This window comes from Fictibacillus barbaricus, from assembly GCF_014635025.1.
GTDB classification, from domain to species: domain Bacteria; phylum Bacillota; class Bacilli; order Bacillales; family Fictibacillaceae; genus Fictibacillus; species Fictibacillus barbaricus.
In genome coordinates, this window is record NZ_BMCE01000001.1 from 1,460,850 (window position 1) to 1,477,362 (window position 16,513).

The following is a 16,513-nucleotide window of genomic DNA, read 5'->3' on the forward strand; positions in this document are numbered from 1 at the left end:
GCGGTTTCTTTTACTTTTTATAAAGTCATTTATCTCTTTTCAATAGAAATGGTACTGATCATTAAAACGGATAGAACGATGGAGAGGAACATGTAAAAGAATCCTGGTACCAAGTTAACGGTGAGATATCCTGTAGCCAGTAAACATCCGGCTACCGTAATAGGGACCCCTACGAATGATCCAGTAAACTCCGTAATATTAAACCGTGCAAGGCGGATCGCTCCACAAACAATAAAGATAATCGTAAAGATCATACCTGGAACACCGAACTGATGAAGTACAACCTGATAAATTAAAAATGCGGGTGCAATACCAAACGATATTAGATCACAAAGTGAATCCAACTGTTTTCCAAACTCCGATTCAATATTTAGCTTTCTTGCAACCATTCCATCAAAGCGGTCAAAAAGACCTGCCAAAAAGATTAAGATAAATCCCGTTTTCAAATCTTCATTAATCATGAATAACAAAGCCAACGCACCTAGTGATAGATTGATCAATGTTAAGAAGTTAGCTGTTTGGCCTTTCACTTTCTTAAACGTTGAATCAATGCGCTCTCTTTCGAGCATGAACATACAATCACTCCTCAAATGGTAACCAACTGGAACTATGGTGATCAAATTTAAGCGGAGGATGATACGTTATTCCTGCTGCTAAATTCGGGCAACAATGGTTCGTTGCTTAAAATTATATACCTATTTTATTTATTATATGTCAAAGAGAAAGTGATTAAAAGTGGATAATGGTCATCCTCTATTTGACTTATTATTCTCTTCAAGATCATTAAAAACGGTTTTTTCTGATAAAGGAACACCAGTCCGATAGGCTGCTCTAGAAATCATATGACCTGCCACAGGTGCTGTCATAAGCACGAAGAGAATACCAAGAATTAATTTTCCGCTAAACAATTGCATTTCAGATAATACATAGATAAAGGAACCTATTAGTATGCCAGATACACCTAAAGTAGAGGCTTTACTGGCAGCGTGAAGTCTAGAATAGACATCCGGGAATCGGAGAACACCAAGGGTTCCTGAGAAAATAAAAAAGGTGCCGATGATAAGGAAAAAGCTAATCACGATCTTGATCAATGATAACACCCTTTTCTAAGAATTTTGCAACAGAAACGGTTGCAATGAAAGTCAATATTCCTATCAGCAAAATAATATCATTCAGTTGAACCGTATCTAAAATAATTGCCATTAAACCAGTGATCGCTATTAAGTTAACACCGATTGTATCTAGAGCAACAACACGATCTGGATTGGACGGACCAACGACAGCTCGATATAAAAGAAGCAGAATCGAGATGGTTGTTATGAACAAACAAAGATGGACAACAATAGAGAACCAATCTGTCATCGAGTTACCTCCCTTATTGCTTTTTCAAAAGAATCTTTGATGCCGACAATGGTTTTGTTTACATCAGGAAGATCGATTGCGTGAATATAAATAAAACGTTGGTCTCTGGAAACATCGACTGATAATGTTCCAGGTGTAAGAGTGATTAAATTAGCGAGTAAAGTAATTTCCCAATTCTTTTTAACATCAATCGGAAGAGCGATTATCCCAGGCTGAAAATCAAGACGAGGCTTGTACACCCACTTTAGGACTTCTATGTTAGCTAGAATAAGCTCTTTAATGAATAGGAAGATTAAGTAAAGAATTGATTTCACTTGTTTGAAATAGAATGAATCAGGAATAAATCGGTTAAGCAAGAACAGAAGTGCTGCCCCAATCACAAATCCAACCAAAAAACTTGCGAAAGAGTAGCTCTCAGATAAGAACATCCAAATAATGCCGATCAGCAAATTTAAAATAAGTTGAAAAGTCATGGGATTACTCCTTTAATACATAATCTATATAGATTTCCGGGTCGATCAAGCTATCTGCTGTAGATTGGATGTATGGATAGAACCATTCAGCACCGACACCTAGGATGATTGTGATCGCTATCAATACAGCAGAAGCTGCCAATCCAGAGCGCCTTACTTTCTCCTTTGGTTCTTCTTTTAACTCACCCCAGAAAGCACCGATGAAGATACGGATTACGGAAAATAAGATTAACAAACTTGATAACAAGCCAACACCTGCTGCCCAGTAATGTTCCTCGTCCATGGCACCTCTTAAGAGAAGATACTTACCTATAAACCCGCTAAAGGGTGGTATTCCAGCTAGCACGAGTGAAGCAATAAAAAACATCCAGCCCATTAAAGGTGCGGTTTTGATGTATCCACCCATCTTATTTAGATCAGATGTTCCTGAATGCCATACGAGTAGGCCGGCAAGGAAAAACAACGCTGCCTTTATCGCCATATCATGCACAAGGTAATAGATCGTTCCAGCAAGCGACTCCGCTGAAAATGTCCCGATCCCAAGAACCATAAATCCTATAGCAGGCATGATGTTATAAGCGATGATCAATTTAACATTTGATGTAGAAAGTGCTCCGATCACGCCAATCAGCATGGTAATCGTCGCAACCCAGATGAAAAAGGTGTGAGTCAACTCAAGTTTGTGTGAGAAGATGAGTGTGTACACCCTAAGCATGGAATAGACACCTACTTTTGTCAGAAGCGCTCCGAATAGTGCGGACACGACTGGCGCAGGAACGATGTACGATTTTGGAAGCCAAAAGTACAAAGGAAACAATGCACCTTTAGTTGCAAAAACAATAAACAAAAGTATCGCAATAGCTGTTAAGATCCCTCGCTGCTCGACTTCTGCAACCCGTTCGCCAAGCTGTGCCATATTAACCGTTCCTGTTACTGAGTATAGAAAAGCTACTGTAGTAACAAAAAGGATCGAAGAAAATAAGTTTAATAAGATATACTTAACAGATTCCCTAAACTGGTGTTTTGATCCGCCGATAATGATTAAACCATATGAGGCCATTAGAAGTACTTCAAAAAAGACAAATAAGTTAAATAGATCCCCTGTTAAGAAAGCCCCGCTCACACCTGCGATCAACAAAAAGAACAACGGATAAAAGTAATGCTGTGTCATATTGCTGGTAACGGATGAGGCTGCAAAAATAACAGCGCTTATCGCAATGACATTTACAGCGAGAATCATGATGACAGATAACTGATCGGCCACTAGGATTATCCCATATGGGGCTTTCCAGGCTCCTGTTTCTAAAATGAGAGGACCGTTTGCAAAAACATAGTAACTAAGGAAGATAGCGACTCCTAAGTTTAGAAACACAGTAAAAAGTGATAGATTTAACGTCAGCTTTTGTTTCTTATTAAAGAACACAAGCAAAGCTCCGAAAAATAAAGGTATGAATATTGGCAAAAAAACTAAATTACTCATCGTCCGTTCCCCTTAGCTGATCCATCATATCCGTCTTATTGCTTTGATAGGTACGGTAAGCCAGTACAAGTAAAAAGCTCGTAACCCCAAAACTTATAACAATAGATGTCAGTATTAGCGCTTGAGGAAGAGGGTCTGTATAGATTTTGATCCCCTTTTCCAATATAGGCGGTGCACCACGGTTCAGTTTTCCCATCGTTAAGATGAACAGGTGAGCTCCATGGGATAATAGCGCTGTCCCTAGTACAATTTTTAAAAGTTGTTTTTGAAGTAAAAGATAAACACCGGCTGCAAATAAAGTTCCGGCTAGTATAGACATAACAATTTCCATTAGTGATTCATGTCTCCTTTATCCCGGTATTTTATCATGGCAAAAATGCCTAAAGCAGCTAGGCCGAGTACCGCTATTTCAAATAATGTATCGAGTCCACGGAAATCTACGAGTATAACGTTTACGATGTTGTCTCCTCCACCGAGTTCATAGGAGTTATCCACGAAATATTTCGCAATGCTGTCAAAGTACTTTGAACTGTGTGAAGAAATCGCTACGATTGTAAGCAATGCTCCGGTTGATGCTGCGATAACGAAATCAACAAGCTTTTCAGAGGATTTCTTATCTGACTTTTTTAACTTTGGCAGATGTGTAAAACAAAGCAAGAATAATGCCACTGTGATGGTTTCAACGATTAATTGTGTTAATGCAAGGTCAGGTGCCCGGAAGAAAACAAAGAGCAGTGACAGCCCATAACCGACGACACCGATTACAATGATTGCTGCGATACGCTGCGTCATCCAAATCGTTGCAATAGCTGCTACCGCCATAACAAATCCTACTAATACTTCTGGCCAAGTAACGGGTGCCAAGTCATCGAATGAAATTTTAAATCCATCAGTAACGTATATGAATATAGAAGTTGAAGCTGTCAAGAATACGAGAATAATGGAAGTATATAGACGCAGTGAACCTGTCATATAAGATTTTGTAAAAACACTAGAGAACTTTAATAACCCGTTTATTAACGATTGATACCAATAATCTGAGGAAAATTTCCCAGGTATGGCATTATAAATGGGCTGCCATTTCTTTAATGTAAAAGCCAGAATCGTCCCAATTACGACAACAATCAGTGACATATAAAGCGGTGTATTAAAACCATGCCAAAACGCAAGGTGTGTAATGGCAAAGTCACCTGTAATCGAAGCTACAGCAGGAGCTAGAAGCGGCTCGTTGATCAAGTTTGGCAACAGACCAACTAAAACGACAAAAACGATAAGTATAATTGGTGATATTAGCATTCCGATCGGAGCCTCATGTGGCTTTTTCTCTAACTGGCCAAGTTTTGCTTTCCCCGTAAATGTACCGAATACAAGATACATGGAATAGACAAAGGTAAAGATGCTTCCAATCACCGCTAAGATCGGAGCCCACTCTGCGAACAATCCAGCAAAACCACTTGTTTGTTCTAATTTCAATGATGAATCAAAGAACATTTCCTTGCTTAAGAACCCGTTAAAGATAGGCAATGGTATGCCTGCCATAGAAAACGCTCCGAAAAAGGCAAGGGTAGCTGATATTGGCATAAACGTATAAAGTCCGCCAAGTCTTCGAATATCTCTTGTTCCAGTCTCATGATCCACTATTCCAGCAATCATAAATAGACTGCCTTTAAATGTAGCGTGATTAAAGATATGGAATATGGCTGCAAGAGCTGCAGCACCAGTTCCAAAACCTAGCATCGTCATGATCATTCCTAACTGACTGATCGTTGAATAAGCAAGAATTCCCTTTAGGTCAGTCTGTCTAGAAGCAAGGAACGAACCTATACACAGGGTGATCAAACCGATCCCTGAAACGATGATAAAAAATTCATCAGATCCGCTAAAAATAAGGGAAAATCTTGCTACTAAATAGATTCCTGCTTTGACCATCGTTGCAGAATGAAGATAGGCACTAACAGGTGTTGGTGCTTCCATCGCATCAGGAAGCCAGCTATGAAAGGGGAATTGTGCAGATTTCGTAAATGCTCCTAACAGCAGTAATATCAGAATTGGTATAAAAAGATTGCTTTCTATGATTTCAGACCTGTTGGCGATCATCGTTCTGATGCTGTTTGTCTCGGCAGTAATAGATAGCAGAATAAGAGCACCCAACATAGACAGTCCGCCAAAAACGGTTACAAGCATAGATTTCTGTGCACCATACGTTGACTTCTCCCGATAGAACCAGAAACCGATTAATAGAAAGGATGAAATACTTGTAAATTCCCAAAAGGTATAAAGAACAAAGACATTATCTGAAAGAACTACCCCTAGCATCGATCCCATAAATATAAGCAGATAAACATAAAAATGAACGAGTTGTTCTTTTTTTGATAGATAAAAGATGGAATAAAGTACAACGAGGGAACCGATCCCTGTTATTAAGAGAGAAAAAAGCATGCTTAGGCCGTCCAAGTAAAAGCTCAGTTGGATGTCTAATGAAGGTATCCAATTGGCAACACTTTGCACGATTTTTCCCTCAGCGAGTATAGGCATTTTCGTACTAAATAAAATAAACAGAACGACTGGAACAGGCAGAACAAACCAGCCAGTATGTATCCGGCTTACTCTTTTTGCAGAGATCCCGATCAACAGCGCTGCTAAAAAAGGCAAGAATATGTAAAAATGTAACATAAATACGAGCAAACCTCCTTTAAACCCAAATAATCATCATAGTCCATTACATTGTAAGCAAAACCTTTCCGTTTTAGCAAATACTTTACCGAACAGAAACCCTCTCATTTCCTAGTTAAATAACTATTGAATATCCTTCCCAAAAAATACCTAACCTATCTGAGAGGTGAATGATAATGAGACCCATTCATATATACGGATTAGTATTAATTTTGTTTCAACTGACGGGGTGTCTAAATGACTCTATTTATAAGAAGGAAGAAGGAAGAAGGAAGAAGGCAGCCCTGTTTTTGGGTCAAGGGAATACTACCGAAAGCAAATAAGTTTCTCAGATACAGGTGTATTTAGCGCTTCTTCCCTGGCAGAAGAAATGAAGAGGGAAATTAAAAAAGATACACTAATCAAACATCCCTTAGTCTGGAAAGAAGATAAAAAGTATGTTGTGGCTATAAAAGTAAAAGCTTATCATCTAAAGGAGGCTGAAGGATTGAGTAAAAAATATAAGGAGATTTGGGAAGATAAATGGAAGATTCCTGTAGAGATTACCTTTACTCCAAGTGATTATAGAAAAGCAGAAAAAATCCTAGCAACAAAAAAATAGAGCGTCATAGACGCTCTACATTAACACTTGCTGTAATCTTGCATGAAGTGATCTTCTGTCGATCTCTTTTTTTATTAACATAATAAAATCTTTGCTCAGCTTTAATTCTCTAGCTTTTAAGTATGACTCGATCAACAGGTCGTCCGAAAGTTTTTCCATAATATAGCCCTAGAGAAGCGGCATGGTCACCTCCTGTTTTTTAAAGAAAATGGTTATTCGTTATTCTAAATTCGTATAGAAGTCATAAAGTAGTAAGTCAGTGTTTATGTACTGGGTTTATGTACTTTGAAGCTTACCATGTATTGTAAAATAGAACAATCGTTCGTTTATCCACAGTGTTTGGTGGATAAGTTGTGGGTAAAATGTTAACATCTTTATGAAAGATAGCAGGATACTAGGTGAATAATGTGTATAAGATTATCCACACTGTTGGGTAGGGGAACAATTTGTCGAAAACTTTTTTTGTTCTTTTGTATTTCATGTACATAGAGACGAATAATGTAGAAAAATCGTTTGTTCTTCCTTACATTACTGGTAAAATAGAAACGTTCAAAAGGAAATGTGAAGAGGTGCTAGAATGTTAAAACATTTTTTACCGGATCAGCATGTTCAAAATATATTGGATATCACACCGGAAATGTTAGTTGAACGTGGAGTGAAAGGGATTATCACAGACCTAGATAATACGCTAGTAGAATGGGATAGACCTGAAGCTACACCAGAGTTGATTAAATGGTTTACTTCTATTAAAGAAAAAGGAATTTTGATTACGATCGTTTCGAATAATACACAACATAGAGTTAAAAGCTTTTCTGATCCAGTCGGGATCCCTTTTATCTATAGTGCAAGAAAGCCGATGACAAAGGCGTTTAAACGAGCATTAAAAGATATGAAGCTTAAGGATAAAGAAGTTGTTGTGATTGGAGATCAACTTTTGACTGACGTGCTAGGAGGTAACAGATTAGGTTTGCATACTATTCTGGTGGTTCCGGTAGCAAGCAGTGACGGATTTTGGACAAGGTTTAATAGAAAGATCGAACGTATCATATTGTCTTGGATGAAAAGAAAAGGCATGTTGCATTGGGAGGAATAGGATTGGAACAAATTAGATGTGTGGGCTGTGGTATATCCATACAAACAGAGGACAAAGAAGCGCTCGGATATGCACCTCTTTCTGCACTGACGAAAGAGCTGCCTATTTGCCAGCGCTGTTTTCGTTTAAAACACTATAATGAAATTCAAGATGTAAGTTTAACGGATGACGATTATCGTAAAATAGTTTCAAGCATTGGAGATGAAGATGCATTAGTCGTAAAGATCGTTGATATATTTGATTTTAATGGCAGTTGGCTCCCAGGTCTCCATCGATACGCCGGCAAGAACCCCATACTTCTAGTAGGGAACAAACTTGATCTGCTCCCTAAATCTGTCAATCCCAACAAAGTCGTTCATTGGATGAAAAAAGAAGCGAAGGAATTGGGATTAAAACCAATCGATGTTCAGCTGATATCAGCAGAAAAAGGGTATGGCATCGAAGAGCTGGCAGAAGCCATTGATCATTTCCGTCAAGGAAAAGATGTATATGTAGTAGGCTGTACGAATACAGGGAAATCTACGTTTATAAATCGATTAATTAAACAATATGGTGAAGAAGCATCCGATTTTATTACAACATCCCATTTTCCGGGTACAACATTAGATTTAATCGATATTCCTTTAGATGGAAGAAGCCATATGTATGATACACCTGGAATCATTAATCACCACCAAATGGCACATTATGTATCTAAAAAAGAACTGAATATCATCATGCCGAAAAAAGAAATAAAGCCGATGGTATTTCAGTTGAATGAAATGCAGACGTTATTCTTTGGCGGTCTTGCGAGAATGGATTATTTAAAGGGCGGGAAACAATCCTTTGTATGTCATTTCTCGAACCATTTGAATATCCATCGAACAAAAACAGAAAAAGCGGACGAGCTTTATAAAAACCATCTTGGAGAAATGTTATCACCTCCAGAAGACATCACAAACTTTCCGACATTAAAGCGCTATGAATTTATGATTAAAGAAAGTAAAACAGATGTTGTGATATCAGGATTAGGGTGGGTTACGTTTACTGAGGCAGGAGCAAAAGTCGTTTTTCATGCTCCAGAAGGTGTTGCAGTAACTGTTAGAAAATCCTTAATATAAGGAGGATTTTTATTTATGGTAAAAGCACTTGTTATAGGCGATCCCATTGAACATTCCTTATCACCAGTTATGCACAATGTGGCTTTTAATCAGGCAGGGATACATGGGAGTTACGAGAAGCAAAGAGTAACATCAGAGGAATTAGATGGATTTATTCAAGGTTTTAGAAACAGTGGATATGCTGGGTGTAATGTCACCATACCCCATAAGGTTTCAATTCTTCCTTATTTAGATGAAATTGATGAGGAAGCAAGGGAGATCGGCGCAGTTAACACCGTTGTAAACAAGAACGGTAAATTGATCGGATATAATACGGATGGAAGAGGATTCTTACTGAGTTTAAAGGAGAAGATCACTAAGCCTCTTACAGATCTTAGTATTTTGTTAATTGGTGCAGGCGGTGCCTCAAGATCCATTGCATATGCATTGAAAAAGGAGAATCCTAAACAGTTTTCAATCGCGAATCGTTCAGAAGAGCGGCTCCGTTCGTTATTAAGAGACTTAAAAGAAGAACGTATAGAACCATTATCATTAAAAAGAGCTGAAGAAGATCTTTCCCGTTTTGATGTTTTGATCAATACAACAAACGCAGGCATGTACCCTGAGGTTCAAACAGTACCACTGAACCTTCATCATCTAAAAGAAGATGCAGTTGTATGCGATATTGTCTACAACCCGCTTATGACCAGATGGCTTGAGACCGCAAAAGATAAAGGTGCAGAGATTGATAATGGAGTTTCGATGCTTGTTATGCAAGGTGCTATGGCTTTTGAGAAATGGACAGGTATCTTTCCGGACACAGATAAAATGAAACAAATTGTTATAGAACAACTTAGGAGGTAATTATGCTTACAGGTAAACAAAAACGTTTTTTACGATCACAGGCTCATCATATTCAACCTATTTTTCAGGTTGGTAAAGGCGGAGTTAATTCTAATTTAGTAAAACAAGTCGAGGATGCACTTGAAGCAAGAGAACTTATAAAAGTAAGTGTGCTCCAAAATTGTGAAGAAGATAAAGATACTGTAGCCATAGAACTTTCTACTGGTTCAAAAGCAGAGCTCGTACAAGTAATCGGTAGTACGATCGTACTTTATAAAGAATCTGTTAATCAAAAACGCATTGAGCTCCCATAAGGAGTGAGAGAATGGATAAACATATCGGGCTTTTTGGCGGAACATTTAATCCACCGCACATCGGGCATCAGATTATTGCTCAAGAAGCATTGAAGCAATTGAAATTAGACGAAGTGTGGTGGATGCCTTCTTCTAAGCCACCTCATAAAGTAAAAGATATGGAAGTTTCCGACGAACAGCGTATTGAAATGATTCGAAAAGCTATTGGTAACAATATTCAGTTTTCCCTTTCTTTACTTGAGTTTGAGAGAAGAGGTCCATCATATACTATTGATACAATACGTCTCTTAAACCAAAAGTATCCCGATGTTAATTTCACTTTTATAATGGGTGGAGACATGGTCCATTCTTTAAACAGCTGGCATGAAATTGATGAGTTGAAAAATCTTGTTCAATTTGCAGGTGTCAGCCGGGAAGGGTATCCTTTTGACGATCATTGGGAGAGGTATCAAGTAAAGCATGTAGAAATACCTCATATCGGAATATCTTCTTCTTTTATACGTTCAAGATCAAAAGCTGGGGTGAACATTCGTTATTATATAGCGGATGAGGTCTGGAAACATATTAAGGAGAATCATCTATATGGATCGAACACAAGCACTTGAAATTGTTAAAAGCCATCTAACAGAACACCGCTATATTCATACGATAGGTGTGATGGAAACAAGTATAACGCTGGCACAAAAATATGGTGCTGATGTAAAAAAAGCTGAAATAGCAGCTATTTTTCATGATTATGCTAAATTTCGGCCAAAAGATGAAATGAGGCAGATTGTTAAAAATGAAGGACTTCCACAGGATCTATTGCTTTATGGAAGTGAAGTACTACATGCCCCAGTAGGTTCAGTTTTGGTAAAAAAAGAAGTGGGAATTCATGATGTAGAGATTTTGAATGCTATTTATCATCATACAACGGGTAATAGCAATATGACGACACTCGAAAAAGTAATATTCTTAGCAGATTACATCGAACCAAACCGTCAATTTCCAGGCGTTGATGAAGTTAGAGAAGCAGCACAGCAAGATCTGAACAAGGCATGTTTAATGGCGGTTAAAAATACAATTCATTTTCTAATAAAACAAAACCAAAAGATTTATCCACTAACGTTTGATACGTACCATGGATTGTTAGAGATAATTAAACAAAAATAATAGGAGGAATGCACTGGATGGATGTAAAAGAGCTTATGGAATTAGTGGTTAAGACAGCAGATGATAAAAGAGCAGAAAACATAGCTGTTTTAGATATGGAAGGCATTTCTTTAGTTGCGGATTACTTTGTAATTTGTCACGGTAATTCAGAAAAACAAGTTCAAGCCATATCAAAAGAACTAAAAGATATTGCATTGGAAAATGGTATTCAGATTCGTCGAATGGAAGGCTTTGACCATGCACGCTGGGTATTAATTGACCTAGGAAATGTAGTAGTACACGTATTCCATCGTGATGATAGAGGATATTATAACTTAGAGAAATTATGGGGAGACGCAAATACAGTGGATGTAGATGCTATTCTTTCACCCCAACAGAACATATAAATGGCTTATCAGCAATTTGCCTATCTTTATGACGAGTTAATGGACGATGCACCATATTCAGATTGGCTTTTCTTTGTCAAATCTGCTGCGTCAAAATACCTTAAGAATGCTGAGCGCTTTTTAGATGTTGGATGCGGCACAGGTTCTATGACGGTCCTTTTGGCCCAAGAGGGTTTTGATGTGACTGGGGTAGACCTCTCTTCAGACATGTTGATGGTTGCACAAGAAAAAGCGGAAAAGGCGATGGTTCAACTTTCTCTTTTTCAGCAAGATATGAGGGAGTTAGAAGGGTTAGGCGAGTTTGATTGTGTAACCATCTTGTGTGATTCACTTAATTACATCTTGTCACAAGAGGATGTAAAAAGGACCTTTATTTCAGCAGGCAAACATATGAGTTCTGGCGGTCTTCTTTTATTCGATGTTCACTCCATACATAAAATTAACGACATTTTTATTGGACAGACCTATGGAAGCAACGAGGAGAATCTCTCTTATATATGGCAGTGCTACCAAGGAGAATTAGAAAATAGTGTTGAACATGATCTTTCTTTCTTTATTCTAAATGGGTCAAAATACGATCGTTATGATGAATATCATGTCCAACGAACGTTTTCCGTTGATGAATATACTGAATGGCTGAAAGAATGCGGGTTTGAACTACTAGATGTCACAGCTGATTTTAAGCCGTCAGTCCCAACTGAAAAAAGCGAACGTATATTATTTGCAGCTAAAAAAATATAAAAAGATTCTATGAAGACAGCCAATGTGCTGTCTTTTTTTATAGGAAACGGTACAATAACGAACATAGAGTGTAACATCTTAAAGAGATTAGGGTGAGTGTAAATGTTAGATCATGACCCATTATTAAAAAATAATATTTTAGAAACGATTATTGATAGCGCTTACGAATGGATTGTTGTAGTGGATCATGAAGGCATCGTTCGCTATATGAATAAAACATATTGCGAGTTCTTAGGCGAGAATCCTAAAGAAGTTATTGGGAAGCATGTTACAGATGTTATTGAAAATACGAGGATGCATAAAGCTGTTTTACAGGGAAAGGTCGAAATTGCAGACCTTCAATTTATTAGAGGCAATTATATGATAGCGAATCGGATTCCCATTTTTAACGAAGGTAAAGTGATAGGTGCTGTTGGTACAGTTATTTTCAGAGATACCGAACAATGGAAAAGAATGAACTCTCATATTAAGGCACTCCTTCACGAACTAAACTTCTATAAAAAAGAATGGGAAGAGATAAATGGAGCAACTTACACGTTAAATGATTTCGCTGGAACTTCTATGGAAGTAAAGAAGATTAAAGAACATGTAAAGAATATTGCAAGTGGCGATCTATCTGTACTTATTCGAGGTGAGAGCGGAACAGGTAAGGAACTGTTGGCGCACAGCATACATCAATTAAGTGAAAGAAGTGCTAAGCCATTCATAAAGCTAAATTGCGGTGCTGTTCCAGAGCACTTATTTGAGTCTGAACTATTCGGATATTCTGAAGGAGCCTTTACCGGTGCTAAAAAAGGAGGGAAACTTGGGAAATTTCAGCTAGCCGATGGCGGAACATTGTTCTTGGATGAAATTGGCGATCTTCCTCAAAGTATGCAGATTAAACTGCTTCGTGTACTTCAAGAGAAAGAAGTTGAACCTGTTGGCGCTGTCCATACACACAAAGTAAACGTTAGAGTAATAGCTGCTACAAATCGCCCTTTAGAACAACTAATCTTAGAGAATAAGTTTCGGGAAGATTTGTTTTATAGGATTAATGTACTTCAGATTCAGATCCCTCCGCTCCGTGAACGCAAAGAAGACATCTGGCCTTTGGCAGAAAGTTTTATACGGATTAATTGCAGAGATACAGGGAAGAGAATAGTAAGTGTCGATGAAGAAGTGAAAGAAGCTTTTCTTCATTACAACTGGCCAGGAAATGCAAGGGAACTTAAGAATTTTGTAGAAGCAGCTATTCAGCTTACTCAGTATGACCGTTTAACCTTAAATGCATTTCCTGACTTTTTAAAAGAAAAACTTGAAGTTAACAATACTCAAAAGACCTTAAAAGAACATGTGCAAGAAACAGAACGAAAAGTTATTACTCATTACCTTAAAAAGATGAACGGTGACATTATGAGCGTTGCAAACCAACTCGGAATCGGAAAAACAAATCTTTACGATAAAATTAAAAAATATAATATTCGAAATGAATAAACAGGTTCCGGAAAATCGGAAAGTCTTTCCGATTTTCCGGAATTTTTTAACTTTGTAAAATATATAAGCTGAACGTAGCTTTATTACGAATAAGTTCCCTATTTGAGTGGTGCAGGACTTACTTATTTTCCGATTTTTCGGAATAAAACAAACTTTAAAACTTCTTTTACAAGGTTTGTTTATTTGGCACGGAACTTGCAACAAATAAATAAGGGCGCAGAATGCTGAAGGGAGATGTTATTTTAAGATTTGAAAGCGCTTTATTAATAGGAAAGATTGAAAGAATGGGGGATTGAAATGGACATTATTATTATTTTATTAGCTTTATTCTTCTTAATGTTCGTTGCATACAGAGGTTTTAGTGTAATTTTATTCGCACCGATCGCTGCTTTATTTGCTGTATTGCTGACAGAGCCGGGGCATGTACTTCCATTTTTTTCGGGTGTTTTTATGGAGAAGATGGTTGGTTTCATTAAGTTATACTTTCCAGTCTTCTTATTAGGAGCGATATTTGGAAAGGTTATAGAGATGTCAGGATTTGCAAAATCTATCACGCAATTTGTAATCAAGCTGATTGGACCGGCGAGAGCGATGCTTGCGATCGTGCTTGTAGGAGCTATTCTAACCTATGGCGGGGTATCCTTGTTTGTTGTTGCCTTTGCTCTTTATCCGTTCGCAGCAGAACTATTTAAGTTAGCTGATATTCCAAAACGGCTTATTCCAGGAACAATTGCATTAGGAGCTTTTACATTTACGATGGATGCTTTCCCAGGCAGTCCACAGATACAAAATATCATCCCTACATCCTTCTTTGGTACAACAACTTGGGCTGCGCCTTGGTTAGGTTTCATTGGAGGTATGTTTGTCTTCATTCTTGGTATGGTCTATTTAGAATGGCGGCGAAGACAGGCTGCAGCAAAAGGGGAAGGGTATGGAACAGGTCACAGCAATGAACCTGAAAAAATAGAGTCTGAAAACCTTCCTAACGCATTTATTGCGATCCTTCCTCTAATTTTAGTGGGAGTGTTCAATAAATGGTTTACAGTTCTTATTCCAAAATATTATGGTAAAACGTTCGACTTTTCTGCGATCGGCATGAAAAACGTACCTGAGATTCAAATTCCATCACTGGCAGCGGTATGGGCGGTTGAAGGAGCATTGATTATCGGAATCGTTACCGTGCTTCTGTTCTCGTTTAAGAGAATTAAAGACAACTTTAATAAAGGGCTCAACTTATCGATTGGCGGTGCACTGCTTGCTACTCTAAATACTGCATCAGAGTATGGGTTCGGTGGAGTAATCGCAGCACTTCCTGGTTTTACGGCAGTAAATACAGCAATGTCAAATACGATTAAAGATCCGTTGGTGAATGAAGCTGTAACAACTACTACATTAGCTGGTATTACAGGATCAGCATCAGGGGGTATGAGTATAGCACTCGCCACAATGAGTGAAACGTATATTGCTCAAGCGAATAAATTAGGCATCGACCCAGAAGTACTCCACCGTGTAGCATCAATGGCTAGCGGAGGGATGGATACACTTCCTCATAATGGTGCCGTTATTACACTTTTGGCTGTTACAGGATTAACTCATAAACAGGCTTATATTGATATCTTTGCCATGACGATTATAAAGACAGTAGCGGTATTTGTCATAATCGGACTGTATTATATGCTTGGTATCGTATAAAAACGGATGGATGTTAGGAGTGGTTTTGATGAAATCGTTCGTACAAGATAAAGTTGCCTTTATCACTGGGGCTGCTAGCGGCATTGGTTTACAGTTAGCAAAAGCATTTGCTGAACAAGGAGCAAAAGTTGTAATCAGTGATCTAAATGAAAAACAGGCGAAGGAATCAGCTGAGTCTTTAAAAAGCAGTGGCTTTGAAGTTTTAGGGGTAGGATGCAATGTTACAGTTGAGGAAGATTTAACAAGAGCATTAGATCAAACCATTCAACAATATAGCAGGATAGATATACTTATTAACAATGCCGGGTTGCAGTACGTATCTCCGTTAGAGGAGTTCCCTACTGAAAAATTTCAGCAGTTGATCAATGTGATGCTTACCGCTCCATTTATGGCTACTAAACATGTGTTTCCGATCATGAAAAAACAAGGGTTCGGCCGAATCATAAACATGGCCTCTATAAATGGTTTAGTTGGCTTTGCAGGGAAAGCAGCTTATAATAGTGCAAAACACGGGGTTATCGGCCTAACAAAAGTAGCTGCTTTAGAAGGGGCCCCACATGGTATAACGGTTAATGCTGTCTGCCCAGGATATGTTGATACACCTCTAGTGAAGGGACAACTTGAAGACCTGGCAAAAACACGAAACGTAGAGCTGGAAAAAGTTTTAGAAGAGGTAATCTACCCACTTGTCCCTCAAAAACGGTTGCTGGATGTTCAAGAAATTGCGGATTATACGCTTTATCTTTCCAGTGAAAATGCAAGAGGTGTAACAGGGCAAGCTATTGTCATCGATGGCGGTTATGTGGCACAATAAAGAAGGTAATAATGATGAATTTAATTGACATTTACTATATTTAGTGTCAAAGTAGATAATACAAACCTATATATGGAGATTTCAGGTGCCGGAATGTTCCGGCTTAAAAGGGAATTCGGTGTGAGACCGAAGCTGTCCCCGCAACTGTAATTGTGGACGAAATGGAAAAGCCACTGTACAGATAAGCTATTGAGAATGGCTGCTGTATGGGAAGGCCCAAAGTAGGAAGAAGCAAAAGCCAGTAGACCTGCCTGAATACTCCTATTTTCTTTTCCTCGGGGATTGGGAGAAAGAACAGTAGCTGCGTGCGCTATATTCTTGCAGATTAAACATG

At 38.2% G+C, this 16,513-nt stretch carries 20 protein-coding genes and 1 riboswitch; of the genes, 12 read left to right on the forward strand and 8 right to left on the reverse strand.

Going from position 1 to position 16,513, the window contains the following annotated elements; all coding sequences use genetic code 11:
- Positions 1-29: 29 nt before the first annotated feature.
- The 7 genes from pssA to IEV52_RS07155 form a co-directional block, all read right to left on the reverse strand.
- A complete protein-coding gene (pssA, locus tag IEV52_RS07125; RefSeq protein ID WP_188401775.1) occupies positions 30-575 on the reverse strand; it encodes a CDP-diacylglycerol--serine O-phosphatidyltransferase in 546 nt (181 codons plus the stop codon).
- A gap of 171 nt (positions 576-746) precedes the next feature.
- Entirely contained in the window at positions 747-1,100 is a 354-nt protein-coding gene (mnhG, locus tag IEV52_RS07130) for a monovalent cation/H(+) antiporter subunit G (protein ID WP_373869400.1), read from the reverse strand.
- Entirely contained in the window at positions 1,072-1,362 is a 291-nt protein-coding gene (locus tag IEV52_RS07135; RefSeq protein WP_188401777.1) for a Na(+)/H(+) antiporter subunit F1, read from the reverse strand. The genes mnhG and IEV52_RS07135 overlap by 29 nt, the downstream gene beginning before the upstream one ends.
- Complete coding sequence (locus tag IEV52_RS07140) at positions 1,359-1,835, reverse strand: Na+/H+ antiporter subunit E (protein ID WP_188401778.1); 477 nt, start codon at positions 1,833-1,835, stop codon at positions 1,359-1,361. Before IEV52_RS07140 ends, IEV52_RS07135 begins: the two co-directional genes overlap by 4 nt.
- A gap of 4 nt (positions 1,836-1,839) precedes the next feature.
- On the reverse strand, positions 1,840-3,315 hold the full coding sequence (locus tag IEV52_RS07145) for a Na+/H+ antiporter subunit D (RefSeq protein ID WP_188401779.1): 1,476 nt from the start codon (positions 3,313-3,315) through the stop codon (positions 1,840-1,842).
- Positions 3,308-3,646 carry a Na(+)/H(+) antiporter subunit C gene (locus IEV52_RS07150; RefSeq protein ID WP_188401780.1) on the reverse strand — a complete coding sequence of 113 codons (339 nt, stop codon included), beginning with the start codon at positions 3,644-3,646 and terminating at the stop codon, positions 3,308-3,310. Before IEV52_RS07150 ends, IEV52_RS07145 begins: the two co-directional genes overlap by 8 nt.
- Complete coding sequence (locus IEV52_RS07155; RefSeq protein ID WP_188401781.1) at positions 3,646-5,988, reverse strand: Na+/H+ antiporter subunit A; 2,343 nt, start codon at positions 5,986-5,988, stop codon at positions 3,646-3,648. The genes IEV52_RS07150 and IEV52_RS07155 overlap by 1 nt, the downstream gene beginning before the upstream one ends.
- A 442-nt stretch (positions 5,989-6,430) precedes the next feature.
- Here IEV52_RS07155 and IEV52_RS07160 point away from each other — a divergent pair, with 442 nt between their 5' ends.
- Entirely contained in the window at positions 6,431-6,589 is a 159-nt protein-coding gene (locus tag IEV52_RS07160) for a hypothetical protein (RefSeq protein WP_188401782.1), read from the forward strand.
- Between the two features lie 15 nt (positions 6,590-6,604).
- Here the strand turns inward: IEV52_RS07160 and sda are convergent, their stop codons facing one another.
- On the reverse strand, positions 6,605-6,748 hold the full coding sequence (gene sda / locus IEV52_RS07165) for a sporulation histidine kinase inhibitor Sda (RefSeq protein WP_188401783.1): 144 nt from the start codon (positions 6,746-6,748) through the stop codon (positions 6,605-6,607).
- Positions 6,749-7,166: 418 nt separating this feature from the next.
- Between sda and IEV52_RS07170 the strand changes: the two genes are divergently transcribed.
- From IEV52_RS07170 to IEV52_RS07220, 11 genes are all read left to right on the forward strand, one after another.
- Positions 7,167-7,682: a YqeG family HAD IIIA-type phosphatase gene (locus IEV52_RS07170; RefSeq protein WP_188401784.1), complete on the forward strand. Its 516-nt coding sequence runs from the start codon at positions 7,167-7,169 to the stop codon at positions 7,680-7,682.
- Positions 7,679-8,782 carry a ribosome biogenesis GTPase YqeH gene (gene yqeH, locus IEV52_RS07175; protein WP_188402284.1) on the forward strand — a complete coding sequence of 368 codons (1,104 nt, stop codon included), beginning with the start codon at positions 7,679-7,681 and terminating at the stop codon, positions 8,780-8,782. The genes IEV52_RS07170 and yqeH overlap by 4 nt, the downstream gene beginning before the upstream one ends.
- Before the next feature lie 15 nt (positions 8,783-8,797).
- Positions 8,798-9,625 carry a shikimate dehydrogenase gene (gene aroE, locus IEV52_RS07180; protein WP_188401785.1) on the forward strand — a complete coding sequence of 276 codons (828 nt, stop codon included), beginning with the start codon at positions 8,798-8,800 and terminating at the stop codon, positions 9,623-9,625.
- Between the two features lie 2 nt (positions 9,626-9,627).
- The gene (gene yhbY, locus IEV52_RS07185; RefSeq protein WP_188401786.1) at positions 9,628-9,918 is read left to right on the forward strand and encodes a ribosome assembly RNA-binding protein YhbY; all 291 of its coding nucleotides are present in this window, start codon (positions 9,628-9,630) and stop codon (positions 9,916-9,918) included.
- A gap of 11 nt (positions 9,919-9,929) precedes the next feature.
- Positions 9,930-10,523 carry a nicotinate-nucleotide adenylyltransferase gene (locus tag IEV52_RS07190; RefSeq protein WP_188401787.1) on the forward strand — a complete coding sequence of 198 codons (594 nt, stop codon included), beginning with the start codon at positions 9,930-9,932 and terminating at the stop codon, positions 10,521-10,523.
- Complete coding sequence (gene yqeK, locus IEV52_RS07195; RefSeq protein ID WP_188401788.1) at positions 10,501-11,070, forward strand: bis(5'-nucleosyl)-tetraphosphatase (symmetrical) YqeK; 570 nt, start codon at positions 10,501-10,503, stop codon at positions 11,068-11,070. Before IEV52_RS07190 ends, yqeK begins: the two co-directional genes overlap by 23 nt.
- Positions 11,071-11,087: 17 nt before the next feature.
- Entirely contained in the window at positions 11,088-11,456 is a 369-nt protein-coding gene (rsfS, locus tag IEV52_RS07200; RefSeq protein ID WP_188402285.1) for a ribosome silencing factor, read from the forward strand.
- Positions 11,457-12,197 carry a class I SAM-dependent DNA methyltransferase gene (locus IEV52_RS07205; RefSeq protein WP_188401789.1) on the forward strand — a complete coding sequence of 247 codons (741 nt, stop codon included), beginning with the start codon at positions 11,457-11,459 and terminating at the stop codon, positions 12,195-12,197.
- 102 nt (positions 12,198-12,299) lie between these two features.
- Positions 12,300-13,673, forward strand: coding sequence for a sigma-54 interaction domain-containing protein (locus tag IEV52_RS07210; RefSeq protein ID WP_188401790.1), 1,374 nt, complete (start codon positions 12,300-12,302; stop codon positions 13,671-13,673).
- A gap of 297 nt (positions 13,674-13,970) precedes the next feature.
- The gene (locus IEV52_RS07215) at positions 13,971-15,365 is read left to right on the forward strand and encodes a GntP family permease (protein WP_188401791.1); all 1,395 of its coding nucleotides are present in this window, start codon (positions 13,971-13,973) and stop codon (positions 15,363-15,365) included.
- Positions 15,366-15,393: 28 nt separating this feature from the next.
- A complete protein-coding gene (locus IEV52_RS07220; protein WP_188401792.1) occupies positions 15,394-16,179 on the forward strand; it encodes a 3-hydroxybutyrate dehydrogenase in 786 nt (261 codons plus the stop codon).
- Between the two features lie 66 nt (positions 16,180-16,245).
- Positions 16,246-16,448, forward strand: a riboswitch (cobalamin riboswitch).
- Positions 16,449-16,513: the final 65 nt, after the last annotated feature.